Here is a 24,314-nt window from a genome sequence, read left to right as displayed (position 1 = left end):
CAGGGATGCGGGACGGTCAGAGCTTGCTGAAGAAGGCCGTCAGCCTCGCCATGCCTTCGACCAGCCGCTCCTGCGATTCCGACCCGAAGCAGACGCGCAGATGGCGATCACCCGCTGGACCGTAGAAGCCCCCAGCTTCGGTCACGACATGCACGTCGCGCAAAATCGCACGCGCCAGATCCGCGGACGCCATCCCCGTCGCGCTGATCTCCGGGAACGCATAAATGGCGCCCTGAGGCGCTTTGCAGGTTATGCCGGGAATGCGGTTCAATGCCTCGACCACGATGTCGCGTTTGCGTTGATCCGCTGCGACCATTGCCAGCATAGGCTCCTGAGGGCCCGTCACCGCCGCCAGAGCGCCCTCCTGAACGAAGACGTTGACGTGGGTGACGTCGTTCATCGTCACCGAAAGCAGAGCGGGCATCAACGCCTTGTCCGCCGCCACATAGCCGATCCGCCAGCCATCCATCGAATAGGCCTTGGTGAAGGCGTAGCAGGAAATGGTGCGCTCTCGCATTCCCGGCAGGGCCGCAATGCTCAGGTGCTGTTGGCCGTCATAGGTGATGAACTCATAAACCTCATCCGACAGGATCAGCAGATCGTAGTGGAGGGCCAGATCGGCGATGATCTGCAGTTCAGCGCGCGTATAGACCCGCCCCGTCGGATTGGACGGGTTCACCAGGACGATCATGCGCGTTCGCGGCGTGATCCGGCTTTCAATGAATTCGCGCTTGATTGAAAAATTGTCCGAGGCATCCAGAGGCGCAGACACCACGACGCCCCCCGCCATCTCCACCTTGCCGATGTGCTGCGGATAATAGGGCTCGAGCAGGATGACCTCGTCGCCGGGGTCGATAGCAGCCATAAAGGCCGCATAAGAGGCATGAGTCAGACCATTGGTAATCAGGATTTCGTCGGCATCAACGTCAATCCTGTTGAAGCTCTTCAACTTGGCCGCCAGCGCCTGACGAAGGCTGAGAGTCCCGCGAAAATCTCCATAATGCACAATGCCCGCATCAAGGGCGGCCTTCGCCGCCTCCTTGATATGCAGCGGCGTGTCGGCCCATGGGCGGCCGACCTCCAGGCGGATCAGGTCAGCACCGTTTCGCGCCAGTTCTGACGCCTCCTGATACATGCCGAAGCTCTTCTTGGATCCGCTCGCCAGACGTTGCGCAGGCCATTTCATGATCACTTTCCCCTCGATCAAATCGGCCAGCTCATAACGAGACCAGACCAACCAAAACCAAAATCGCGTGAATATGGTTATATAATTTCATCAGCCGCAATCAAGGACGATGCTAAAAAATACCTCTACAATCGCGTGATTTTGGTTATATTAATTTTAAATACGGGAGGAAAGACCATGATGGCGAACACTATCCAACTCGGCAGACGGCTTTTGCTGCCTCTCATCGTGGCAGGCGTTATATCGCCAACTGGCGCAGCATCGGCGACGTCGCCCGAGCTGCAGACCTTGTTTACTGATTACGAGCGCTTCAGCACCATCCATCCCATCGAAACGGGCCGGTCCGATCAACCTTCAGCGCGCCTGCACTGGCCAATGGAAGCCCCTCAGGACCTGGCGGCGCGTACGGAGGCGCTGAAGGCGCTGAAAGCACGTCTTGGGTCGTCGAACATCCAAGCACTGACGGGGGAAGATGCGCTCAACCGCGACTATATGGCTCGCCTGATCGACTGGCGGCTCGACGGCCTGGCGATGGACGAACATCGCTTCGCCTTCGTGGCGCACGACGGTTTCTACAATGTACCTTACTATACGGCGCGCGGCCTTCGAGCCCGCACAGAAGCCGAAGCCCAAGCCTGGATTGAGCGACTGAAAGCCATTCCCGCCTATTTCGAGCAGCAGCAGGCCAATCTACAGCGCGGCGTCACAACGGGCTGGACGCATCCCGATATCGTCGTCCGCGTCGCCATGGATGTTCTGGGCGCTCAGACCCGCCGCCCTGTCGAAGACGACGCCCTGCTCGCTCCATTGGAGCACCTGGCCTCGACCATTCCGGAGCAACGGCGCCGAGACCTTCGCCTCGAAGCCATAACTGCTCTGCGGGATCATGTTCGGCCCGCCCAACTCTCGGCCCTAGCCTACATCGAGGGGCCCTATCGGGCAGCCGCCCGCCCCGCACTCGGCATCAACACCGTACCAAACGGCCGAGCGTATTACGATTTCCTGCTCAGCTATTACACAACCACGGACATGACGGCTGAGCAGATCCACGCATTGGGCCTGTCCGAAGTCGCGCGGATTCGCAAGGAGATGGACGCGGTCATCGCCGAAACGGGCTTCCAAGGCGATTTCACGGCTTGGCTGGAGTTTCTCAGAACCGACCCTCAGTTCTACGCAACATCACGACAGGCCCTGCTGGACCAGGCCGCCATCATCGCCAAACGCATTGATGGGGTCCTGCCCGCCTGGTTCTCTCACCTCCCCCGCCAACCCTTCGCTGTTGAAGCCGTACCTCTGGATGTGGAAGAGAACTACACCACCGCCCGCTACGGCGGCGGTGACTTCGCGGCGGGCCAGCCCGGCCGGTTTCTGGTCAACACCTCCCACCTGGACCAGCGCCCCTTGTATGAATTGCCCGCTCTAGCCCTTCATGAGGCAGCGCCGGGTCACCACACTCATATGGCGCTGGCGAAAGAAAATCCGGAGCTGCCCGGCTTCCGCCAAGCGCGCGACATGCTGGCCTATCGCGAAGGCTGGGCCTTGTACGCGGAGCGCCTCGGCCACGAGATGGGCGTCTATCGCAGCCCTTACGAACGCTTTGGCAGCCTGTCGACCGAGATGTGGCGCGCCTGCCGGATGGTGGTCGATACGGGAATTCACGCCCTTGGCTGGACCTATGAACAGGCCCGCGCATGTTTCACTGAGAACTCCGCCCTGGCGGACATCAATATCGACACCGAGTTGGCTCGCTACATCGGCGCTCCCGCCGGGGCGGTTGCCTATAAGGTCGGCGAGTTGAAAATCATCGACCTCAGACGCCGCGCCGAAACGGCCCTGGACGAAGCTTTCGACATTCGCGCCTACCACGACCTTATCCTCCAGCAGGGGCAACTGCCGCTCGACCAGCTTGAAACGGTCGTCAACGATTGGATCGCCCTCAAGAAAGCCCCTTAACCACCCAAGATGAGCGATCCATAGTCAGGACTCATAATCAGAGAGCAAGGTCACGGCGAGGGCTATGAGGTCTGAGCCTCGGCAAACCTACGCGCTGGGCGTATAGCCTCCCCGGCCGTCATCTGCTTCGATTCTTCCAGGGCCTGGGCCCCTCTGCGCATCTCAGGAGACGCGAGACCGGGATGGTCCGACCGCGCGCTGTCGGCCATCTGAACCCATTTGGTCTGATGCGCGGCGCCAGCGACTGATCCGCGTCATGATCCCAAGGTGTTGCTGGGTGACCTGGATCGCGGCGAATGCCCCACCGTCCTCAAGACGTCAGGCGGTCTGCCCTGGACACCGCCCGGCAACGGCCTGGACAGCGGCGTAAGACGCGCTGGGAGCTCAATCGCGTGAAGGAGATCGCGCGGCGTTATGTAATGGGAGAGGCCATCGGCTTGGGCATGATCGCGCGGCTTCAGGAGACCCAGAACAGAAGGCCAACTGTAAAACCCGCTGTAAAACCTGAGCCCCGAAGGGGGCGCCCGGAGCGCTCAAACCCTTACAGGACGATGGCTGGGGAACTAGGACTCGAACCTAGAATGACGGTACCAAAAACCGTAGTGTTACCATTACACCATTCCCCAGCGGTCCGGTGTTCCCCGCCGCCGCAGTGCGTCGCGGCGAGGAGCGGTCAGATACGCCAAGGTTTCGGGGGATGCAACACCTGAAAAGGAAAGAATTTTCATCGACCCGAGAGTTTTTTCCGGAGGCTCATTTACCCGCTTGCGAGGGCCCGTCGGCATGGCTATAAGCCCCCTCCTCGACGCAAGCGGCGGCCCACGGGTCGCCTGATTGCGAAAGTCGGAGTGTGGCTCAGTCTGGTAGAGCACCGCGTTCGGGACGCGGGGGTCGCAGGTTCGAATCCTGCCACTCCGACCATTTCTTCCTTTAACATTGCGAACGCCGGGCCACCGCAAGGTCGTGCCTTTTGGCGCGCTGCTGCTAGGCTGGCCGCATGACCCAGCTTCAGACCCCCGCCGAAGTCATCGCCTTCTGGACCGACGCCGGACCCGAAAAATGGTTCGCCAAGGACGCCGCCTTCGATCGCGCCTTCACTGAGCGGTGCAGCGATACCCACTTCGCCGCCGCCGCCCGCCGGCTGGATCATTGGCTTGAGACGCCTGACGCCGCCCTGGCTCTGATCATCCTGCTGGACCAGTTGCCGCGAAACGCCTTTCGCGACACCGCCCATATGTTCGCAACCGATCCCCTGGCCGTCACCTTCGCCAAGAAGGCCATCGAGCGCGGACATGATCGCCAGGTCGCAGCCGAACTGCGCCCTTTCGTGCTGATGCCTCTGATGCATTCGGAATCATTGGAAGATCAGGAACAGCTGCTGACGCTGCTGGATGAGGCGACCGAAGCGCAGACCTACAAGTTCGCCGTGATTCACCGCGACATCATCGTCCGCTTCGGACGCTTCCCGCACAGAAACGATTGCCTGGGCCGCACGACCTCTCCAGAGGAAGCGGCCTTCCTCAGCGAGGGCGGTTTTTCTGGCTAGGCGTTTATTGCTTTGCTGCAACGGCAAAGCTAAGGGCGGGCCGGTTTTTCATAGTCGGCCTGTTCATAATGTATCGTTTCGCGTTCGCCTTGATGGCAACCTCGGCCCTGTTCACCGCCTCGGCCTCTCCGGCTGATGCACAGATCTTCGGCCGCCGGAACAATGCGGAATCGGCCCAGGTCATCAATGAAACCCCGCGCTGCACCCAGAACCTGGGCACTGTAGCGATCGCCGAAACCCAAGGCGTTCTGTTCGACCAGATGGGTCTGGGGGCGCCGACGGAACTGCTGCGCACCGTCATCCGCGATTCCGGCTGCTTCACCCTGATCGAGCGCGGGCCGGGCATGGATCTGGTCGAGCGCGAGCGCAACCTGGGCGGCGCCGCGCGCATCCGCACGGCAGACTTCGTTCTGGTCGCTGAATTGGCGAACCCCATTGAAGCGACAGACAGTGATCGAGGCTCCGGGCTGCTCGGTTCGCTGGCGGCGGTCGGCGGCCGCGCCCTGCTCACCGCAGGCCTGGCCGCAGCCACGGGCGCCGACCTTGGAGGTCTGGGCGGGCTGGGCGCTGAGGCCGGGCTCAATCCGCTGCAGATGCAGGCCATGAACGCGGCCATGAACATGGCGGGCAGCGCTCTTGGCGGTCAACAGAGCGCCCAGGCCCAACCCTTGAACACCAAGACGGTCGAGCGGATTCGCGACCTGAAGAAGGACATCGGTCGCGGCAAGGAAAACGCCCAGATCGCCTTTTCGCTGGCGAGCGTGCCCCTGGCCGAAACCGTCGGCAATACGCGCGCCGTGGCCAATAAGGACGAGTTGCGCGGCCTTCGTATCCGCGACAACAACTTCAACGGCCGCGTCGGCGCCGGCTATGAGAGCCAGGATGAGGGCAAGGTGATCGCCCTGGCCCTGGTGCGGGGATACGCCGATCTGGTGACCAGCCTCGGCGGCACGGGCGCCCAGACGCCGGAAGTCACGCTCGCCAACCGCGAGGCCGTCCGCGCCGCCGCCGCCGAGCGCGAAGCTGAAGCTGCCCGCAAGATCGAGGCTGAACGTCGTGAACAGGAACGTCTCGATCGCGCACGCGAAGAAGAACGTCGCCGCCTGCGCGACGAAATCCGGCAGGTGGACGAAGCCCGCCGCCGCGCCGAATCGCAATCGGCCATGTCGAGCCGCCAACTGGCCCTGCCCACGGTTCTGCGTGCAGCGCCCGATGGGGATGCGATCCGGCCGCTGGCCGCCGACACGACGGTTTTCCCGACCGGAAAGTCCGATGGTCAGTGGATCGAGGTGCTGGATGCCGACGACAACATCGGATGGCTGCAGCAGGAACGCCTGACCGCCGGTCAATAAACAAGGTTTCCTTAGCTCGACCGTATTGCTACGGCGTTTCCGCCCGCCGCGTGTCGGCGTCCAAGGGCCGTGAAGCTTGATAGCAAACCAGGAGATCACGTTTTGAAGACCTGTCTTATCGCCCCGGCCCTCGCCGTCCTGATCACCGCCTCGGTCCTGCCGACCGTATCGCAGGCCCAGGCCCGCAGCGGCGCGCAGCGCGCGCAGGACGCCCAGATGGCCCAGATCCCGCGCTGCCGCGCCAGCCTCGGCTCGATCACCATCGCCGACGGACAATCCGACTACTGGCGTGAGCTGCAGCTTTCGCCGCCGCAAAGCCTTCTGCGCGTCGTGATCCAGCGTTCGGGCTGCTTCACCCTGGTTGATCGCGGCGCTGGCATGAACGTCGCTCAACGCGAACGCGAGATGGCCTCGGGCGGCGACCTGCAGCGCGGCTCCAACGTCGGCGGCGGCCAGGTGCGCGCGGCCGACTATGTGCTGGTCGGCGAAATCGCCAGCCAGAACGCCAACAGCGGCGGCAACGCCCTAGCCGGTCTGGCCGGCGCGGCGCTGGGCGGCCGTGCAGGCGCCCTCGTCGGCGGTCTGCGCACGCGCAACATGGAAGCCAATACGGTCCTGTCGCTGACCAACGTCCGCACCTCGGAAACCGAGCTGGTGACCGAAGGTTACGCCTCCAAACGCGACATGAGCTGGGGCGCGGGCGCCGCAGGCTTCGGCGCGGGCGCCCTGGGCGGCGGCAGCTATGAAAACACCGAGATCGGCCGCATCGTGGCCCAGTCCTTCATCCAGGCCTACACCGACATGGTGACCCAGATGGGCGGCCTGGAAGGCGGTTCGGCGGCCCAGGCCGCTCCGATCCAGAGCTATACGGTCCAGGAGGCCTCGACTCTGCGTTCGGCGCCCAGCGGCGGCTCGGTCGTCCGCGCCTTGCCGGTCGGCCTGCGCCTCTACCCCACCGGCAACCGCGACGGCGCCTGGTGGGAAGTCATGGACGACAACGACAATGTCGGCTGGGTCCAGAACGAACGTCTCGCGCCCGGCAAGTAAGAGCCGAAAGCATAAGGACTGAGAGCGCCCGCCGAGCGATCGGCGGGCGTTTTCTATTCAAGTCAGTCTCTTGCTCCCCACCGCTCATCCCGGCGGACGCCGGGACCCAGTAAGAGCTGCAGGCAGGACGGCGGCCGGTGAGCCAGGCAGCCCAAGACCTGACTTTCCTGTGAGCAACCTGTCACCGCAGGTGACGAGGCGATTGATTCGGCCCCATGTTCACTTCCCATGAACGCCGCCGTCCAGATCGCAGACCTGCAAGCCCGCACGGCGGCCGCGCCCGCCGACCATCCCGAATGGCAGTATCTGAATCTGCTGCGGGACATCCTCGACAACGGCGTGCGGCGCGACGACCGCACCGGTACGGGGACGCTGGGCGTCTTCGGGCGTCAGATGCGCTTCGACCTTTCCAGGGGCTTCCCCCTGCTGACGACGAAGAAGCTGCATACGCGGTCGATCTTCATCGAACTGCTGTGGTTCCTGCGCGGCGAGACCAATATCGCCTGGCTCAAGGACAACGGCGTCAGCATCTGGGACGAGTGGGCCGACGCCGAGGGCGACCTCGGCCCCGTCTATGGCAAACAGTGGCGCTCCTGGGCCGCCCCGAACGGTTCGAGCATCGACCAGATCGCCAGACTGGTTCACGGACTGAAGACCAATCCCAACAGCCGCCGCCACATCGTCAGCGCCTGGAACCCGGCCGACGTGGACGACATGGCCCTGCCGCCCTGTCACTGCCTGTTCCAGTTCTTCGTCGCGGATGGAAGGCTGAGCTGCCAGTTGTATCAGCGCTCGGCCGATGTCTTCCTGGGCGTGCCCTTCAACATCGCCTCCTACGCCCTGCTGACCCATATGCTGGCCAGGGTCGTGGAGCTGGAGCCGGGCGACTTCGTCCACACCTTCGGCGACGCCCACCTGTATCTGAACCACCTGGAACAGGCCGAGCTGCAGCTAAGCCGCGCCCCCCTCCCCCTGCCGACCCTGACGGTGGCGGACAAGGACGACCTGTTCGGCTTTGAACTGTCGGACTTCGTGCTGAACGACTACCAATCCTGGCCGCACATCAAGGCCGCCGTCGCCGTCTGATCCCCGCATGAAGCTGACCGACCTCCAAGCGGATGTGCTGCGCATCTCCGACATCTACGCGCGCGAACACGCCATCGACCGTGATCGCGACTGGGCCCTGCTGAAGTTGCAGGAAGAGCTGGGCGAGCTGACCGCCGAACACCTGCGCCTGACCCAAAGGGCGCGCGGCGCCGCCGATGCTCAGGCCCTGGCCGATGAGGCGGCGGACGTATTGGGCATGCTGCTGATCTACTGCGACAGCGCCGGCGTCGACCTGAACGCCGCGATGCAGCGCAAATGGCTGAGCTGGCTCAAGACCGAAACGTAAACTCGCGTAACGGCGACTGGTGAAATTTCGGGTTTAGGCGCAACCTCCCCCCACTCCGCTCTCAGGCGGTGACTGGAAACGGGAGGGTTCCATGATCAAGAAGTTCGCCGCCGAACTGATCGGCACGCTGGTTCTGGTGCTGTTCGGGTGCGGCGCAGCCGTGCTGGGCGGGTTCGATCACGTCGGGCAGTTGGGCATCGCCCTGGCCTTCGGCTTCGCCATCATCGCCATGGCTTACGGCATCGGGCCGATCTCGGGGTGCCACGTCAATCCGGCCGTCAGCCTGGGCGCCTTCGTCGCCGGGCGCATGGGCGCCAAGGACATGGTCCTCTACTGGATCGCCCAGTTCATCGGCGCGATCATCGGCGCCGCCATCATCGGCATGATCGCCAAGACCGGCTTCGCCAGCCTGGGCCAGAACGGTTTCGACGCCGGATCGCCGGGCGGATACGGCCTGCAGGCGGCGCTGACGTTCGAGATCGTCGCCACCGCCATCTTCCTGATCGCCATTCTGGGCGTGACCGGCGCCAAGGGCCACGGCGCCTTCGCGGGCGTGGCCATCGGCATCACCCTGGCGGTCATCCACATCGTCGGCATTCAGGTGACCGGCGTTTCGGTCAACCCGGCGCGCAGCTTCGGCCCGGCGCTGCTGGCTGGGGGTCAGGCCCTGAGTCAGGTCTGGGTCTTCTTCGTCGCTCCGGCCATCGGCGCGGTGATCGGCGGTCTGTTCTTCCGCTTGAAACTGCTCGAGCCGGACGCCTAACTCCTACGAACGGGAGCGGCGTCGCGTCGCTCCCGATTCGCTCCGGAGAACCGCCTTGGCCCTGCCCCATATCGCCCTCGTCGTCGCCCGCGCCCGCAACGGCGTCATCGGCCAGGACGGCGACCTGCCCTGGCGGCTGCGCTCGGACCTGCAGCGCTTCAAGGCGGTGACGATGGGCAAGCCCTGCATCATGGGCCGCAAGACCTGGGAGAGCCTTCCCTTACGCCCCCTGCCCGGACGGCTGAACATCGTCCTGACCAAGGATGAATCCTACGCCGAGGCGGGCCTGGCCAAGGGCGCCGTCGTCTGTTCGACGCTGGACGAAGGCCTGTCCATCGCCCGCGAACAGGCGGCCGACGACGGCGTGGACGAGGTCTGCGTCATCGGCGGCACGGCCATATTCGCCGCCGCCCTGCCGCGCGCCAGACGCCTGTACATCACCGAGGTTGAGGCCGAACCGGAAGGCGACGCCGTCTTCCCGGCGTTTGACGAAACCGCCTTCGTCCGCACAGCGTTTGAACCGCATGAGGCGGACGAGAAGGACGACCACGCCTTCGCCTTCACCGTTCTGGACCGCCGCTGAACCTCAGGAGTTCTCATGATCGTCGCCACCACCAATGACCTGGCCGGTCATCGCATCGTGCGCCAACTGGGCGTGGTGCGCGGCATCACCGTACGCTCGCGCAACGTCATTTCCGACGCCATCGGCGGGGTCCAATCGATGATCGGCGGCAAGGTCGGCGCCTATGTCAAACTGGCCGAGGCCGCGCGCCAGGAAGCCTATGACGACCTGATCGCCCATGCGCAGGAGCGGGGCGCCAACGCCATCCTGGCCATGCGTTACGACGCCAATGAGATCATGCCGGGCGTGACCGAAGTCCTGGCCTACGGCACCGCCGTGGTGGTCGAGCCCGCTTAAGCCTAGCGCGCGATGGTCACGCTGACCGGCGCACGGGCGGCGACGGCCTTGGCGGTGGAGCCCATCAGCCAGTTCACCAGCCCTTTGCGGTCGCCTGTGCCCACCACGATGTGATCCGCGCCCAGGGCCACGGCGGCCGCGATCAGGGCGTCGGCCACGTCATGCCCCTCGGTCGTGACCGCTTCAACCGACGGGCAATGACGCCGCGCCTCGGTCATCGACCGCATCAGAATGGCGTCCTGCTCCTCGGCCTTCCAGGCGCGAATATCCGGGTGGCCGCTGGCCGAGCTGAGCGGATTGACCGCCACCAGCGCCAGTCGGGCGTGTTTCGCCCTGGCGAACTGCGCCGCGATGCGCACGGCGCTCTCAGCATGCGCGCTGCCGTCAATGCCGCAGACGACCACCGATTGTTCCTGCTCAGCCATCATGGCCTCCCTTTAAGACCCAGCGACCTAAAAACCCAAGGACTGGGCGACCTTCGCGGCGATCTGCCTGAAACGCTCGGACGCCGGATGCTGCGGGTCAACGGCGACCAATGGCCGCCCCGCGTCGCCCGCCCGCCGCAGCGCCCCGTCCAGCGGCAGATCACCCAGATAGGGCGCGCCCAGACGCGCGGCCTCGGCTTCGGCGCCGCCGGTCCCGAACACCTCGCCGCTCATGTTCTCGACCAAGCCTAGCGTGGGGACGCCGACCTTGTCGAACAGGGTGTGCGCCCGGCGCGCGTCGGCCAGGGCCACCTCCTGCGGCGTCGAGACGATGACCGCCCCGTCCAGCGGCGTCTTCTGGATCAGGGTCAGTTGCACGTCGCCGGTGCCGGGCGGCAGGTCGATGACCAGAACATCCAGCGGCTGCTCTTCCGTTCCCCAGCGCGTCTGGGTCAGCATCTGATTGATGGCCTGCGACGCCATCGGCCCGCGCCAGATCATGGCGTCCTCGGCCTTGGTCAGCAGGCCGACCGACATGGCCTTCAGCCCATGCGCCACGTGCGGAACCATCGCCCCGTCCTCATAGGCGGGCTGGCCCGAGATCCCCAACATGGTCGGCAGCGACGGGCCATAGACATCCGCATCCAGCACCCCGACCGACAAACCACGAGCCGCCAAGGCCGCCGCCAGATTGACCGAGACCGTCGACTTGCCGACCCCGCCCTTGCCGCTCGCCACGGCCAGAACGCGCTTCACATGGGCCGGGCGCTCGGTCGGAACCGGCGCCTTGGGGCGCCCCTGATCCGTCGCCGCCTTCGACAGTCCGGCCGTACGGCGCGCCGGCGCGGCGGTCACGGCTTCGGCGGTCAGGACGACCGACACCCGCTCCATGCCCGGCATAGCCTTCAGCGCCGCCTCGGCCGCATCGCGCACCGGAGCGTAAAGCGCCGTCTCCTTAGCGGGAACTTCCATGACGAAGCCCGCGCGCCCGTCGGCCACCACCAGTCCCTGCACCAGCCCGGCGGTCGCCAGCCCCTGCCCCGACCTGGGGTCGGTCACGGCGTCAAGGACAGCGAGGACGGCGGCGCGGTCAGTCACGATGAAGACTCCTTGAAGACCCGACGGACTTGCCGGGCCGGTGACAGGCGTTCTATCGCCCTAAGCGTCCGTCCGCGAGTTGATCCTTTGTCCCAACCCCTCATCACCCTGATCGCCGGCCCCACCGCCTCGGGCAAGTCGCGGCTGGCGATGCAGCGCGCGCGCGAAACGGGGGCCGTCATCATCAACGCCGACAGCCAGCAGCTTTACGCCGACCTGCGCGTGCTCAGCGCCCGACCGCCGGTCGAGGACGAGGCCGAGATTCCGCACCGCCTCTACGGCGTCGCCGACGCCGCCGATGCCTGGTCCGTCGGGCGCTGGAGTCGGGCGGTGATGGCCCTGCTGGCCGAACTGGCCGCCGAGGGCCGCCCGGCCCTGCTGGTCGGAGGGACGGGCCTCTACTTCAACGCCCTGACCAAGGGGCTGGCCGAAATCCCGCCTGTCCAGGCTGACATCCGCGACGCTGTTCAGGCCGAGTTCGACGCCGAGGGCGAGGCCGTCTTCCGCCGCCGCCTGGCCGAGGTCGACCCCGCCGCCGAGGCCGCCATCTTCCCCGCAGACCGCCAGCGGCTGGTCCGCGCCTTCAGCGTGCACCGCGCCAGCGGCCGCGCGCTCAGCGACTGGAAGGCCGGCACCCGCCCCCTGCTTGCGCCGGGCAGCTATGACGCCCTTGTCGTGGAGCCAGAACGCGATCGTCTCTACGTCTCATGCGACGTGCGTGTGGATGCGATGATGGCTCAGGGCGCGCTAGATGAGGTGCGCGCCCTTGTCGCCCGCGACCTGACCCCTGACCTGCCCGCCATGAAGGCCGTCGGCGTGCGCGAACTGGCGGCGCATCTTACTGGGCAACTGTCGCTGGACGACGCCGTCGCCGCCGTGAAGCAAGCCACCCGCAACTACGCCAAGCGTCAGTTGACCTGGTTCCGCAACCAGCAGCGAGACTGGCCCCGCTTCGCCGGTTTCGCCTGATCTTCTGCGCCAGCCTCTTGGAAGCCGAGGCCGCCCATACTATATTGATCCTGCTCGGGTTCGCCCGGGCTATGGCGATAAACGCGCCTGTAATAAGCGGACCGGACCCGGGTGCGAATCCCGGCGGCTCCACCAACTTCTTCCCCGCGTTATCGGCGGAGGCAGCATGGGGCCGACTAGCATCGACGGACGTGTAAAGAGGATTGCTTTCGCTCGTCCTGGCCCACCGTATCGGGCCTTTATCTAACTGCGAACGATAACTTCGCTGGAGAAGTCCGCCTCGCCGCGTAATGCGGTTCGGTTGATTTCGAACTTAAACTCCTAGGGGTTCAGATCCTTAGGCGGGGCCCGGGGGGCGCCTGGCAACAGAAGCCCCCCACTTCCGAAATCGAAATTCCTTCCGTGGCGGCGACTCTGCGTCTTCCGTCGCCTGCGCTTGGCGGGTAACAGTCACGCGTTCCCCTGTTTTGAGGCGCTGATGACGGATCAAACTCCCCCTGTCGACGAGATGCACTATGAGCAACTCGCCCAGGACGCCCTGCGCGGCGTGATCCGCTTGGCGCTGGAGCGGGCGGCCATGCCCGAGGGCATCCCCGGCGCCCACCACTTCTACATCACCTTCAAGACCCGCGCGGCGGGCGTCAGCGTCCCGCCCGACGTCCTGGCCAAATATCCGGACGAGATGACGGTGGTGCTGCAGCACCAGTACTGGGATCTGGCGGTCGAGCCTGACCTGTTCTCGGTGATGCTGAAGTTCGGCGGCGCGCCCAAGGTGCTGACCGTGCCCTACAGCGCCGTGGTCCGTTTCTACGATCCCAGCGTGCAGTTCCTGCTGCAGTTCGACGAACCCGAAATCATCGACGCCGAGATCGCGCCCCTCTCGCCGCCCGCGCGCGACCCGGACGCCGTGGCCCCGCCGCCGTCCGGCGACGACGGCCCCAAGGTCGTTTCCCTGGACCAATTCCGCAAAAAATAACGTCGCCGCGTCCGAGGGCGCGCAACCTTTGTCGGCAGGCAAGCATTGCCGTGACCTCCCCCATGCAAGCGAGGTCATTGATGCGCCTGTCCCTCATCTCCGTCGCCGCCGCGGCCCTGACGCTGGCCGCCTGCAACCAGCCGGAAACGACGCCGCCCGCCGAGACGCCCGCCGCGCCGGTTGAAATCGCTCCCGCCCCGACCGACGCCGCCCCCACGGCGACAGCGGACTGGAGCGCCCTGAACGCTCAGGTCGGCAAATATCCGAACGAAACCAAACTGCTCGAAGACAGCCCGATCACGGCTGACCTGAAGACGCTGCTGGGCGCCAAGTTCGACGTTCTGACGACCAATATGCAGACCCAGGCCCCGCTCCAGAAGGACGGCGCCGTCCTGTTCACCTCGGGCAACAAGCAGCATGAGGGCGGCGTCAACGCGGCCTATCTGCTGATCGACCCGGCGACCAGGGCGCTGGAAGTCGGCCTGTGGGAAGGCGGCAAGCTGACCACCTACAAGACCCCCGGCTCGAACCTCGCCAAGCCTAAGGACGTGCAGACGATGATCTCCAACGCCGCCGGCTGATGCGCGGCTGCTGATCACCGGATACTGGAATAGGGGTCGCGCCCGACGCGGCCCCTATTTTCGTGGAAACACCCTTATGCTGATCCGCTCGCGCTCGCCTTCGCGACGCTCGACCAGCAGGCGGGCGACCTGGCTGTCGTCGTGGAACAGATAGCCCTTGATGGCGTCCAGCAGGGCCTTGGCCAGGTTGTCCAAATCCATCCACGGCGGGTCGCCGACGTGCTCCATCACGATCTCGACGACGTAGTCGCCCCAGGAGGGGCGTGACGCCCACTCCTTGCGCATGAACTCATAGACCAACGGCTTGTAGTATTTGGCCTGGGTGGTCAGGCCGTCGATGGTGATTTCGACCGCCTCGCCCTGCTCGCGCGCCCTGACCTTTCCGGTTCCGATCCAGCCGTCCACGCGCCGTCCGCCTTTCGTGATCAGCGGCTCGCCTTGCTCCGCCGCGCCTGCGTGCTACACCGCCCGGCATCTTCCCGCCACGCCTGAGAGACGAGTCCCGCGCACATGAGCAAAGTTCGTATCGAAACCGACACCTTCGGCCCCATCGAAGTCGCCGCCGACCGCTATTGGGGCGCGCAAGCCCAGCGTTCGCTCGGCAACTTCAAGATCGGCTGGGAAAAGATGCCTCTGCCGATCGTGCGTGCGCTCGGCGTCGTCAAGCGCGCCGCCGCCGAAACCAACCGCGATCTGGGCAAGCTAGACGCCAAACTGGCGGACGCCATCATCGCCGCCGCTGATGAAGTGATCGAGGGCAAGTTGAACGATCACTTCCCGCTGGTCGTCTGGCAGACGGGTTCGGGCACCCAGTCGAACATGAACGCCAATGAGGTGATCTCGAACCGCGCCATCGAGATGCTGGGCGGCGAGATGGGCTCCAAGAAGCCGGTCCACCCCAACGACCACGTCAACATGAGCCAGTCGTCGAACGACACCTATCCGACGGCCATGCACGTCGCCTGCGCCGAGCAGGTGGTGAACGACCTGATCCCGGCCCTGAAGCACCTGCACGCCGCGCTGGACGCCAAGGCCAAGGCCTGGGCCCACATCATCAAGATCGGCCGCACCCACACCCAGGACGCCACGCCTCTGACGCTGGGCCAGGAGTTCGGCGGCTACGCCCATCAGGTCGCCATGGGCATCGAGCGCATTGAGCTGACCCTGCCGCGCCTGATGGAGCTGGCGCAGGGCGGCACCGCCGTCGGCACCGGCCTGAACGCGCCCGTGGGCTTTGCGGAGAAGGTCGCCGAGAACATCGGCAAGATCACCGGCCTGCCCTTCACCACGGCGCCGAACAAGTTCGAGGCCCTGGCCGCCCACGACGCCATGGTCTTCACCCACGGCGCGATCAACACGGTCGCCGCCTCGCTGTTCAAGATCGCCAACGACATCCGCTTCCTGGGCTCGGGCCCGCGCGCGGGTCTGGGCGAGCTGTCGCTGCCGGAAAACGAGCCAGGCTCGTCCATCATGCCGGGCAAGGTCAACCCGACCCAGAGCGAAGCCCTGACCCAGGTCTGCGCCCAGGTGTTCGGCAACAACGCCGCCCTGTCGTTCGCCGGCTCGCAAGGGCACTTCGAACTAAACGTCTACAACCCGGTGATGGCCTACAACTTCCTGCAGTCGGTCCGTCTGGTCGCCGATGCGGCCATCAGCTTCACCGACAACTGCGTCGTCGGCATCGAGCCGCGCGAGGACAACATCAAGCACGGTCTGGAAAACAGCCTGATGCTGGTCACCGCCCTGAACGCCAAGCTGGGCTATGACACCTGCGCCAAGATCGCCAAGACGGCGCACAAGAACGGCACCACCCTGCGCCAAGAGGCCGTCGGCGGCGGCTATCTGACCGACGCCGAGTTCGACGAATACGTCCGTCCTGAAAAGATGATCGCGCCGCAGTAAGCCGCGCTCATCACCAGATATGAAGACGCCGGTCGGGCTCGCCCCGGCCGGCGTTTTTCATGTTCAGCCCTTGTCGCGGATGGTCCGCCCGACCGGCGCCAGCGACAGCCGCGCCAGTTCGACGTTCTTCAGCGCGAAGGGAATGCCGATCAGGCTGACGAACTGCGGCACGGCGATCAGGATATGCGCCAGGGCGATGTACCAGCCCGCCAGCACCAGCCAGATCACGTTCAGCCCCACGCCCAGACAGCCTGCGCCCAGATCGGCCGGGTTCGGATCGCGCCAGACGATCTCACGCCCGAACGGCCAGAAGGAATAGCTGGCGATCCGCCATGCCGAAAACGCCCACGGCAGGCCGACCACCGTCAGCGCCAGCAGCAGTCCGCCGAACAGCCAAGCCAGGCCCGAGGCGAAACCGCCCAGGAAGAACCACAGCAGGTTCAGGATCAGTCGGATCAAATCAATCGCCCCTTCGCGTTGCTCTCCCTTCATATGGCGAAAGGCCCCGCTGAATACAGCGGGGCCTCTGATGAAATCGCGGTAAGGCGGCGCCAAAGCGAAATCCAGTCTAGTGCTTCTCGGTCCAGCGCGCCTTGGCCTCGTCCTTGCTCAGGTTGAGATGGACATGCTCGTCGACACGGGACACCCAGCTGACCGGGATCATATGGTGTTTCAGACCCGAACCCAGATCCAGTTTGGCGAGCTCGATCTGATCGCCCTTTACGTGATCCACCCGACCGACGTGGCCGCCGTCGGAACCGACGACTTCCTGATGTTCCTTGATCATCGAGGCGTTTATCATGGTCTACTCCAATGGCTGTGAGGACCGTAAGACAACGGGCCCGCCCGCCATGGGTTCACCGCCAAGCCTGTTGTGGGAGTTCACAATGTCGATGGTCCGTCGCCCGATGCCGGAGCGCGCCTGATGGGCGAGATCGTCAACCTGAACCGGGCGCGCAAGACGCGCGCCAAGGCTGACGCCAAACGCACGGCCGAGGCCAACCGCCTGACCTTCGGCCGCACCAAAGCCGAGCGCCTGACCACGCAGGCGGAACGCGAACGCGACGCCGCTCAGCTGGACGGCCACAAGCGGGACAAGCCTGACGCTTAAGCCGCCGATCGTTTCGGCGCGCGGATCAGGAACAACTGCCCCGCCAGCACCAGGGCCAGACCGACCAGAGCCAGGACGCCGAACCGCGCCCCCTCGAACATGACCGACACCAGCATGGCGATCGGCGGCGTCAGGGCCGAGATGTAGCTGGCCAGCGCATAGCCCCTCGCCCTGGCGATGGTGAAATACAGGCCGAAGGCGATCACCGAGCCGAACACCGCCAGATACAGCAGGGAAACGACATAGGCCGGGCTCCAGGCGACCGACCAGGATACGCCGGTGATCAAGGCGTACAGCGCCAGCGTCCCCGTGCCGTAGGCCATCGCCCATGCGGTCGACGGCAGCACCTGCGAGCCCGCCTGCTGGCCGCGCCAGGCGAACCAGTTGCCGAAGGCCGAGGCGACGACGGCGATGACGGCGAAGCTGACGCCCGCCACGGCGTGAACGCCCAGCCCCGCGCCCATGACCTCGCCCGCAGACAGAACCCCGACTCCCGCCACGCCCAGCCCCGCCCCCAGCCAGGCGGCAGGCGCCGCCTTCTGGCCCGAGGCGACGCGGAACAGGATCAGGTTCAGGAAGGCCAGGGCGGCGAAGATCACCGCCACCACCGCCGAGGCGATCTTCTCCTCCGAGGCGTAGACGAAGGCGTAGCTGATGGCGAAGGAGAACAGCCCCTGCCCCAGCGCCGCCAAATGCTGAGCGCGCGTCAGGGCCAGCCGCCCGCCGGTCGCCTTGACGATCAGGGCCAGCAGAGCCGAGGCGATGCCGAAGCGCAGCACCACCGACACCACCGGATCGACCGCCCCAAGCTGGAAGGTGATGGCGTACCAGGTCGTCCCCCAGATCAGGGCGCAGATCCCCACACCGCCGAAGGCCAGCATGGCGGGCGAACGGGTGATCGACGATCCGCCTTCCGGCGATGGAGCTTCAGACTGGGACACGCGGGCGGACTCGACAGGACCAAACGAGAAATCGCGATAGCACCGCTTCAGCCCCACGTCTCTCAACCGTTGCAGCCATATGTGAGGCTCATGCGTTCTGCTAAGCTGCCCCTTCACAATGGAGACGCTGATGCGCTCTTTCCTCGCCTCGCTCGTCATGATTCCGGCCCTGATGACGGCCGCCTGCGCCACCCTGCCGGAGGCCTCCCGGGACATGACCGACGTCAGCGTCAGCGCGACCTATCGTGAACGCATCATGCTGCCGCCGGGCCATACCCTCACGGTCAGGATCGAGGACGTCAGTCGTGCGGATGCTCCGTCGCTCGTGATCGCCGAAGCGCGCCAGCCGCTGGATGGCCGCGCTCCGCCCTACGCCGTCACCCTGTCGGTGCCGAACGACAGGATCGACAGCCGCATGGAATACGCCGCACGCGCGGAAATTCGTGATGCATCGGGCGCCCTGCGATTCACGACGGACACGCGCCATTCGGTGCTGACCCGCGGCGCGCCGAACAGCGCCGACATCGTCATGGTGGGCGTGCGCTAAGCCTTGAGCGGTCTGATCAAGCGATCCGTGCTGCTGTCAGGCCACGCCACCTCGGTGGCGCTGGAACCTGAATTCTGGGCCGTTCTGGACGCCATCGGGACGGAGCTTTCGCTTAGCCGCGCCGGCCTGATGATCCGCATCGACGCCTGGCGAGGCCGTCGTCCGCTGGCGTCTTCCTGTCGCCTTCTGGCCCTCCAGTGGGCCGGAGGGGACCGCAGCTTTGCAGAGGAAAAAACCTCATGAACGACAACCGCATCGACACCGCTCGCCTGATCCCGGCCGCTGTCTTCGGCGGACTGGTGGCTGTCGGCCTGATCGGCGGCGGCGCCTTGATCGGACAGGGCGTGATCAACGCCCGCGCGGGCGACCGCTCCGTCACCGTGCGCGGCCTTGCGGAAAAGGACGTGAAGGCCGACCTGGCCGTCCTGCCCATCCGCTTCACCACCTCGGGTGACGTCCTGTCCGAGGTTCAGAGCCGCATCGACGGCGACCTGGCCATCGTGCGCCAGTTCCTGAAGGCGCAGGGCTATCCCGACGACGCCGTGGATCTGGGCCAGTTGGGCGTTGCCGACACCCGATCGCGGGAATATATGAGCCAGACCGGCGGGCCGCGCTTCATCCTGACCCAGACCGTCATCGTGCGCACCACGGACGTGGACCGGGTCCAGACCACCACGCGCAATCTGAACGATCTGGTGCGTCAGGGCGTGGTGCTGCAGGACTTCAACGGCCCGTCCTACATCTTCACCAAGCTGAACGACGTGCGTCCCGCCATGATCGCCGAGGCCACCGCCGCCGCCCGCAGCGGCGCCGAACAGTTCGCCAAGGATTCCGGCGCGCCTCTCGGCCCCATCAAGACAGCGGGGCAAGGCTCGTTCGAAATCCTGTCGCGCGACGGCACGGGCGACGAGGCCGGCACGCCGAACAAGAAGGTGCGCGTCGTCACGACGATCAGCTATCGGCTGAAATAGGCGCGTCTCCGCCCGTTCAGACCTGGGCTAGATAATCCGCCAACACCACGGCGTCGTTGTGCGCTTCATCTTTCGCGCCATAGACGAGCGTCGCCGGACCATCGGCGAGCGCGGCTCTCAACTCGGACACGGCGTCGCCATTGGCCTTGAGCTCCGCGCGATAGCGCCGCTGAAACTCCGCCCATTTCTCCGGGTCATGGCCGAACCATTTCCGCAACTCCGTCGTCGGCGCGATTTCCTTCAGCCACAGGTCGACGCTAGCCTTGTCCTTGCTCAACCCGCGCGGCCACAGTCGGTCGACCAGGATGCGTGTCCCGTCCGTCTTCGCGGGAGCCTCATAGACGCGTTTCAGGACGACCTTCACAGCGTCAGGCCTTGGGTTCAGGCGCGGCCACCTGGGGCGGCTCGCTCGGCCGGGGCAGTTCCGGCGGCGCCGGGCGGTCCGGAACCTCGGGAAGGCGCGGCGTCGGCACGGTGATGTCGACGTTCAGGTCCGGCGTTTCCGGCACAGGCGCCCGTCCTCCGGCGAAGACCAACCAGGCGATGACAGCCACAGCGACCAGAAGCCCGCCGACAAGGAAAGCCAGGCCCGTCCCGCCGCCTTTTCGCGGCGCCGGAGCGTTATTGATCGTCGTCTGATGTACGACCCGTTCTGGCGGCATATCGGGATCAGTCATGGCTCACTCACCGCCCGGCGCAGCCGGGGCCGAGACCTCAGGCAGCTTGACCTCGACATCAACCTTTTTGGCGTCCGGCGCGCCGCCTCGTTCCAACAGGAACCAGGCCAGGATCGCCACCACCACGACCAGACCCCCCACGATGAAGGCCAGACCGGCGTTGCCGCCGCCGCTTGAGTTTTCCGCCATCAGGCATCCCTTCCCTCTATAGTCCCCGTCAGTTGGAAAAACGACGCTCTGGCTGCACGGTTCCTTTCACTGAGGCGGCGAAGGGGACTGACTTTGGCCGCTGTGCTGCTTATGTTCTCCCCTTCAGATTCCGACGGGGCGACCGCCCCAGACGCTGCCGAGTACCCGCCCCTGTGACCGACCTGCCCGCTCCCCGCATTTCCGACCTCGCCCGCGCCCAGGCTCCGCAAGGCGCGGCGAACGACTATCTGGCGGGCCTGAATCCCGAACAGCGCGAGGCGGTGGAGACGACCGAGGGGCCGGTGCTGGTGCTGGCGGGCGCCGGGACGGGCAAGACGCGCGTGCTGACCACCCGACTGGCGCATATTCTGGCGACCGGCCGGGCCAAACCGTGGGAACTGCTGGTCGTCACCTTCACCAACAAGGCCGCGCGCGAGATGCGCGAGCGGATCGGTCATCTGATCGGCCCGTCGTCCGAGGGGCTGCGCTGGCTGGGCACCTTCCACTCGGTCGCGGCGCAGATCCTGCGTCGCCATGCGGAACTGGTCGGGCTGAAGTCCAGCTTCACCATCCTGGACACCGACGATCAGGAACGGCTGCTGAAGCAGCTTCTGGAAGCGGCCAACATCGACACCAAGCGGTTCACGCCCAAGTCGCTGGCCCATATGATCGACCACTGGAAGAACCGCGGCTGGACGCCCGACAAACTGCCGCCCGGCGAGGATTTCGCCAACGGCAAGGGTCCGGCCCTCTACGCCGCCTATCAGGCGCGGCTGGCGACGCTGAACGCCTGCGACTTCGGCGATCTGCTGCTGCACAACATCACCATCCTGTCAAAACATGCTGATCTGGCAGAAGAATATCGCCGCCGGTTTCGCTACATCCTGGTGGACGAATATCAGGACACCAACGTCGCCCAGTATCTGTGGCTGCGGCTGCTGACGTCCTCGACCGGCAATGTCTGCTGCGTCGGCGACGACGATCAGTCGATCTATGGCTGGCGCGGGGCTGAGGTGGACAACATCCTGCGGTTCGAGCGCGACTTCCCCGGCGCCAAGGTCATCCGGCTGGAGCGCAACTATCGCTCGACCAAGCACATTCTGGGCGCGGCCTCGGCCCTGATCGCGGCCAATCAGGACCGGCTGGGCAAGACCCTGTGGACCGAGGACGACAGCGGCGACAAGGTCCGCGTGCGCGGCGTCTGGGACGGCGAGGCGGAGGCCCGCCTGATCGCCGACGAGATCGAGACTGCGCGCAAGCAGGGCATGAATTACAAGGACATGGCCGTTCTTGTTCGCGCGTCATTCCAGATGCGGGCGTTTGAAGAACGCTTCCTGATGCTGGCCATTCCCTATGTCGTCATCGGCGGGCCGCGTTTCTTCGAGCGGGCGGAAATCCGCGACGCCCACGCTTACTTGCGGCTGATCCAGTCCGAGGACAACGATCTGGCCTTCGAGCGCATCGTCAACACGCCTAAGCGCGGCATCGGCGACACCAGCGTCCAGAAGATTCTGCACATCGCGCGCGAGAACGGCGTCTCGGCCATGCGGGCGGTGCGCCATCTGATCACGACCGACGAGCTTCAGGCGCGCACCCGCACGCCGCTGGCCAACTTCGTGCGCGATCTGGACCGCTGGCGCGACCTGATGGCCATGGGCACGCCGCACTGGCAGGTGACGGAGACCCTGTTGGACGAGAGCGGCTATACCGCCATGCAGAAGGCCGACCGCACCAGCGGCCAGACCCGGTTGGACAACCTGAAGGAACTGACCCAGTCGATGCAGTCGTTCGAGACGCTGCAGGCCTATCTGGAGCACGTCTCACTGGTCATGGATCTGGAGCGTCGCGACGAGAACGCCGATGGCTCCGGATCGGTGCAGATCATGACGCTGCACGGCGCCAAGGGGCTGGAGTTCCCGCTGGTCTTCCTGCCGGGCTGGGAGGAAGGCGTCTTCCCCAGCCAGCGCAGCATCGACGAGAAAGGCGTGAAGGGTCTGGAGGAGGAACGCCGCCTGGCCTACGTCGGCGTCACCCGCGCCAAGCAGGACGCGCGCATCAGCTTCGCCGCCAACCGCATGGTCTATGGCCGCTGGACCTCGCAGCTGCCCAGCCGCTTCGTCGATGAACTGCCGATCGCCCACGTCGAGCCGCAGTCGGACACCGGCTATTACGGCGCCTCGACCGGCATGAAGGAGGCCAAGAGCCGCTGGGACGACGCCCCCTCCTTCGGCGGCAGCTATTCCAGCCCCGGCTGGAAACGCGCCCAGATCTTTACCGCGAACCAGACGCCCAAGCCCGCCTACGCCCGCCGCGCCGTGATCGAGGGCGAAGGCCGCCTGATCGCCACGGCCGATCCCAAGGCGGCGTCCGGCTGGTCCCGCGGCGATCGCGTTTTCCACCAGAAGTTCGGCTATGGTCAGGTCCGCGCGGTGGAGGGCAACAAGCTGGTCGTGAGCTTCGATAAGGCGGGCGAGAAGAAGGTCATCGACACCTTCGTGGAGAAGGCGTGACAGGGGCCCTCGCCCATTCACGTCACGACCCCGACGCCCCCACCCTGTGGGAACAGGCGGCGGCCGGGCTGATCCTGGCCCTGTTGTCCGGCGCCCTGCTGGGCCCGATCTTCTCGCCCCACCAGGAAGAGACGCCGGTGCTGCGGCTGATCTGGCCGCCGATCTATCTGGTGATCCTGGGGCTGGCCGCATTTCGCGCGCGGCGCATGGCGGCAGCCTGGCCCGCCTTCATTCCCCTGCTGCTGATGACGATTCTGGCGTTGGCGTCCAGCCTGTGGTCCCAGGCGCCGGAGGTGACCGAGCGACGCGTGCTGGCCCTGGTCCTGACCGGGGTGTTCGCCGTCTATCTCGGCGCGGTCTTTCGCGGGATCGCCCTGCCCCGGATGCTGACCGCCGCCTTCCTGGTCCTGGGCGTCGGCAGTCTGATCTCCGTCTTCGCCTTTCCCGGCTTCGGCGTGCACGCCGACGTCAACGCCGGGATGTGGCGCGGCCTGTGGTATGAAAAGAACCAGTTGGGCATGGTCATGGCCGTGGGCCTGATCTCCGCCGCCGCCCTGATGGCCGCTCAGGAGCAGAAGGCCGACCGGAACCTGGCGCTGATCGCGCTGGGCGTCTGCGCCCTGGCTCTGTTGGGATCGCAATCCAAGACCGCCCTCATCATGGCCATGCTGGGCGCCGGGCTGGTGGTCCTGTGTCTGGCGATCCGGCGGATGGGGCCAGTGTTCGGCGTCATCGCCGTCTGGTGTCTGGGCGTCGCCCTGTTCGGCGGCCTGTGGATCTGGAGCGAGTTCTCCGTCGAGATTCTGGCTCTGTTCGGCAAGGATCCCAGCCTGACCGGCCGGACCGAAATCTGGGACGCCATCGGCCGGATGACCGAGCGCAAACCCTGGCTCGGCTATGGCTACAGCGCCTTCTGGCTGCCGCACGCCGAGCCAATGGAATGGATCCGCCACGAGACGGGCTGGCGCGTGCCGTCCGCTCACCAGGGCTGGCTGGACCTCCGCGCCGAACTGGGCTGGACGGGCGTCGGCCTGGTCGGCGCCGTCGTCGCCGTGACCTCGGCCGCCGTCCTGATCCGCCTGCCCGGCCTGGGGAGGCAGGAGGGCTACTGGAGCCTGGCTTATCTGGCCGCCTTCCTTCTGCTCAGCCTGTCGGAAAGCGTGCTGATGCGGCACCAGGACCTGCCCTGGACCCTGTTCGTGGCCCTGATGACCCGCAACCTGATCGTCAACAGGGATGAATGAGGCGACGCTTGCCC

Annotated in this window: 29 protein-coding genes, 2 tRNA genes and 1 other RNA gene; 21 read left to right on the top strand and 11 right to left on the bottom strand. The window is 65.7% G+C overall.

Annotated elements, in window-relative coordinates:
- Positions 1-16 precede the first annotated feature (16 nt).
- Complete coding sequence (locus H556_RS0108985; protein ID WP_211216119.1) at positions 17-1,207, bottom strand: pyridoxal phosphate-dependent aminotransferase; 1,191 nt, start codon at positions 1,205-1,207, stop codon at positions 17-19.
- A 156-nt stretch (positions 1,208-1,363) separates the two neighbouring features.
- On the opposite strand from H556_RS0108985, the gene H556_RS0108980 reads away from it, so the two are divergent.
- The gene (locus H556_RS0108980) at positions 1,364-3,139 is read left to right on the top strand and encodes a DUF885 domain-containing protein (RefSeq protein ID WP_081650926.1); all 1,776 of its coding nucleotides are present in this window, start codon (positions 1,364-1,366) and stop codon (positions 3,137-3,139) included.
- 552 nt (positions 3,140-3,691) lie between these two features.
- Here the strand turns inward: H556_RS0108980 and H556_RS0108975 are convergent.
- A tRNA-Gln gene (locus tag H556_RS0108975) sits at positions 3,692-3,765 on the bottom strand.
- Positions 3,766-3,983: 218 nt separating this feature from the next.
- On the opposite strand from H556_RS0108975, the gene H556_RS0108970 reads away from it, so the two are divergent.
- The 9 genes from H556_RS0108970 (at position 3,984) to H556_RS0108930 (ending at position 10,159) form a co-directional block, all read left to right on the top strand.
- Positions 3,984-4,060: transfer RNA gene (locus H556_RS0108970), tRNA-Pro, on the top strand.
- Positions 4,061-4,136: 76 nt separating this feature from the next.
- Positions 4,137-4,685: a DUF924 family protein gene (locus H556_RS0108965; protein WP_024354109.1), complete on the top strand. Its 549-nt coding sequence runs from the start codon at positions 4,137-4,139 to the stop codon at positions 4,683-4,685.
- Between the two features lie 68 nt (positions 4,686-4,753).
- A complete protein-coding gene (locus H556_RS0108960) occupies positions 4,754-6,037 on the top strand; it encodes a hypothetical protein (RefSeq protein WP_024354108.1) in 1,284 nt (427 codons plus the stop codon).
- Positions 6,038-6,139: 102 nt separating this feature from the next.
- The gene (locus H556_RS0108955) at positions 6,140-7,084 is read left to right on the top strand and encodes a CsgG/HfaB family protein (protein WP_024354107.1); all 945 of its coding nucleotides are present in this window, start codon (positions 6,140-6,142) and stop codon (positions 7,082-7,084) included.
- A 228-nt stretch (positions 7,085-7,312) separates the two neighbouring features.
- Complete coding sequence (locus H556_RS0108950) at positions 7,313-8,170, top strand: thymidylate synthase (RefSeq protein WP_024354106.1); 858 nt, start codon at positions 7,313-7,315, stop codon at positions 8,168-8,170.
- Positions 8,171-8,177: 7 nt separating this feature from the next.
- Positions 8,178-8,477 carry a nucleoside triphosphate pyrophosphohydrolase family protein gene (locus tag H556_RS0108945; RefSeq protein ID WP_024354105.1) on the top strand — a complete coding sequence of 100 codons (300 nt, stop codon included), beginning with the start codon at positions 8,178-8,180 and terminating at the stop codon, positions 8,475-8,477.
- Positions 8,478-8,568: 91 nt separating this feature from the next.
- Positions 8,569-9,240, top strand: coding sequence for an aquaporin (locus tag H556_RS0108940; protein ID WP_029673444.1), 672 nt, complete (start codon positions 8,569-8,571; stop codon positions 9,238-9,240).
- 55 nt (positions 9,241-9,295) lie between these two features.
- Positions 9,296-9,823 (top strand): dihydrofolate reductase, encoded by a 528-nt coding sequence (locus H556_RS0108935; RefSeq protein ID WP_024354103.1) that lies wholly within the window; start codon positions 9,296-9,298, stop codon positions 9,821-9,823.
- Between the two features lie 15 nt (positions 9,824-9,838).
- On the top strand, positions 9,839-10,159 hold the full coding sequence (locus H556_RS0108930) for a YbjQ family protein (RefSeq protein ID WP_024354102.1): 321 nt from the start codon (positions 9,839-9,841) through the stop codon (positions 10,157-10,159).
- Between the two features lie 2 nt (positions 10,160-10,161).
- Here the strand turns inward: H556_RS0108930 and H556_RS0108925 are convergent, their stop codons facing one another.
- Entirely contained in the window at positions 10,162-10,587 is a 426-nt protein-coding gene (locus H556_RS0108925; protein WP_024354101.1) for a universal stress protein, read from the bottom strand.
- Positions 10,588-10,611: 24 nt separating this feature from the next.
- On the bottom strand, positions 10,612-11,682 hold the full coding sequence (locus H556_RS0108920; RefSeq protein ID WP_024354100.1) for an Mrp/NBP35 family ATP-binding protein: 1,071 nt from the start codon (positions 11,680-11,682) through the stop codon (positions 10,612-10,614).
- A gap of 87 nt (positions 11,683-11,769) precedes the next feature.
- Between H556_RS0108920 and miaA the strand changes: the two genes are divergently transcribed.
- From miaA to H556_RS0108905, 4 genes are all read left to right on the top strand, one after another.
- Positions 11,770-12,651 (top strand): tRNA (adenosine(37)-N6)-dimethylallyltransferase MiaA, encoded by an 882-nt coding sequence (miaA, locus tag H556_RS0108915; protein ID WP_024354099.1) that lies wholly within the window; start codon positions 11,770-11,772, stop codon positions 12,649-12,651.
- A 13-nt stretch (positions 12,652-12,664) separates the two neighbouring features.
- Positions 12,665-13,032: a transfer-messenger RNA gene (gene ssrA, locus H556_RS16145) on the top strand.
- A 97-nt stretch (positions 13,033-13,129) separates the two neighbouring features.
- Positions 13,130-13,627: an SspB family protein gene (locus tag H556_RS0108910; protein WP_024354098.1), complete on the top strand. Its 498-nt coding sequence runs from the start codon at positions 13,130-13,132 to the stop codon at positions 13,625-13,627.
- An 80-nt stretch (positions 13,628-13,707) separates the two neighbouring features.
- Complete coding sequence (locus tag H556_RS0108905) at positions 13,708-14,208, top strand: hypothetical protein (protein WP_024354097.1); 501 nt, start codon at positions 13,708-13,710, stop codon at positions 14,206-14,208.
- Between the two features lie 54 nt (positions 14,209-14,262).
- Here the strand turns inward: H556_RS0108905 and H556_RS0108900 are convergent, their stop codons facing one another.
- Positions 14,263-14,613 (bottom strand): RusA family crossover junction endodeoxyribonuclease, encoded by a 351-nt coding sequence (locus H556_RS0108900; protein WP_024354096.1) that lies wholly within the window; start codon positions 14,611-14,613, stop codon positions 14,263-14,265.
- Between the two features lie 105 nt (positions 14,614-14,718).
- Between H556_RS0108900 and fumC the strand changes: the two genes are divergently transcribed.
- Complete coding sequence (gene fumC, locus H556_RS0108895) at positions 14,719-16,110, top strand: class II fumarate hydratase (protein ID WP_024354095.1); 1,392 nt, start codon at positions 14,719-14,721, stop codon at positions 16,108-16,110.
- 63 nt (positions 16,111-16,173) lie between these two features.
- Here fumC and H556_RS0108890 read toward each other — a convergent pair whose 3' ends face one another.
- Positions 16,174-16,569 (bottom strand): YccF domain-containing protein, encoded by a 396-nt coding sequence (locus tag H556_RS0108890; RefSeq protein ID WP_024354094.1) that lies wholly within the window; start codon positions 16,567-16,569, stop codon positions 16,174-16,176.
- A 109-nt stretch (positions 16,570-16,678) separates the two neighbouring features.
- Complete coding sequence (locus H556_RS0108885; protein ID WP_003167222.1) at positions 16,679-16,912, bottom strand: DUF2171 domain-containing protein; 234 nt, start codon at positions 16,910-16,912, stop codon at positions 16,679-16,681.
- 123 nt (positions 16,913-17,035) lie between these two features.
- Between H556_RS0108885 and H556_RS0108880 the strand changes: the two genes are divergently transcribed.
- Complete coding sequence (locus H556_RS0108880; protein ID WP_024354093.1) at positions 17,036-17,221, top strand: DUF4169 family protein; 186 nt, start codon at positions 17,036-17,038, stop codon at positions 17,219-17,221.
- Here H556_RS0108880 and H556_RS0108875 read toward each other — a convergent pair.
- Positions 17,218-18,162, bottom strand: coding sequence for a DMT family transporter (locus H556_RS0108875; protein ID WP_245559455.1), 945 nt, complete (start codon positions 18,160-18,162; stop codon positions 17,218-17,220). The two genes, H556_RS0108880 and H556_RS0108875, sit on opposite strands and share 4 nt — an antisense overlap.
- Positions 18,163-18,292: 130 nt before the next feature.
- On the opposite strand from H556_RS0108875, the gene H556_RS0108870 reads away from it, so the two are divergent.
- From H556_RS0108870 to H556_RS0108860, 3 genes are read left to right on the top strand one after another with little or no spacing between them, the layout of a single operon-like run.
- Entirely contained in the window at positions 18,293-18,709 is a 417-nt protein-coding gene (locus H556_RS0108870; RefSeq protein ID WP_029673438.1) for a YbaY family lipoprotein, read from the top strand.
- Between the two features lie 3 nt (positions 18,710-18,712).
- Positions 18,713-18,952: a ribbon-helix-helix domain-containing protein gene (locus H556_RS15680; RefSeq protein WP_024354090.1), complete on the top strand. Its 240-nt coding sequence runs from the start codon at positions 18,713-18,715 to the stop codon at positions 18,950-18,952.
- Complete coding sequence (locus H556_RS0108860; RefSeq protein WP_024354089.1) at positions 18,949-19,680, top strand: SIMPL domain-containing protein; 732 nt, start codon at positions 18,949-18,951, stop codon at positions 19,678-19,680. The genes H556_RS15680 and H556_RS0108860 overlap by 4 nt, the downstream gene beginning before the upstream one ends.
- A gap of 16 nt (positions 19,681-19,696) precedes the next feature.
- Here H556_RS0108860 and H556_RS0108855 read toward each other — a convergent pair whose 3' ends face one another.
- Genes H556_RS0108855 through H556_RS0108845 form a run of 3 tightly spaced genes read right to left on the bottom strand, consistent with a single transcriptional unit; the run spans position 19,697 to position 20,546 of the window.
- Complete coding sequence (locus H556_RS0108855) at positions 19,697-20,044, bottom strand: DUF488 domain-containing protein (protein ID WP_024354088.1); 348 nt, start codon at positions 20,042-20,044, stop codon at positions 19,697-19,699.
- A gap of 4 nt (positions 20,045-20,048) precedes the next feature.
- Positions 20,049-20,357 (bottom strand): hypothetical protein, encoded by a 309-nt coding sequence (locus tag H556_RS16555; RefSeq protein ID WP_211216118.1) that lies wholly within the window; start codon positions 20,355-20,357, stop codon positions 20,049-20,051.
- A 3-nt stretch (positions 20,358-20,360) separates the two neighbouring features.
- Entirely contained in the window at positions 20,361-20,546 is a 186-nt protein-coding gene (locus H556_RS0108845) for a hypothetical protein (protein ID WP_024354086.1), read from the bottom strand.
- 173 nt (positions 20,547-20,719) lie between these two features.
- On the opposite strand from H556_RS0108845, the gene H556_RS0108840 reads away from it, so the two are divergent.
- A complete protein-coding gene (locus tag H556_RS0108840) occupies positions 20,720-23,056 on the top strand; it encodes an ATP-dependent helicase (protein WP_024354085.1) in 2,337 nt (778 codons plus the stop codon).
- Positions 23,053-24,300 carry an O-antigen ligase family protein gene (locus H556_RS0108835; protein WP_024354084.1) on the top strand — a complete coding sequence of 416 codons (1,248 nt, stop codon included), beginning with the start codon at positions 23,053-23,055 and terminating at the stop codon, positions 24,298-24,300. Before H556_RS0108840 ends, H556_RS0108835 begins: the two co-directional genes overlap by 4 nt.
- The last annotated feature ends 14 nt before the right edge of the window (positions 24,301-24,314 follow it).

It is taken from the genome of Brevundimonas naejangsanensis DSM 23858 (assembly GCF_000421705.1).
GTDB classification, from domain to species: Bacteria; Pseudomonadota; Alphaproteobacteria; order Caulobacterales; family Caulobacteraceae; genus Brevundimonas; species Brevundimonas naejangsanensis.
The sequence above is the reverse complement of the archived record's forward strand: the minus strand, read 5'-3'. Positions and strand labels throughout refer to the sequence as shown.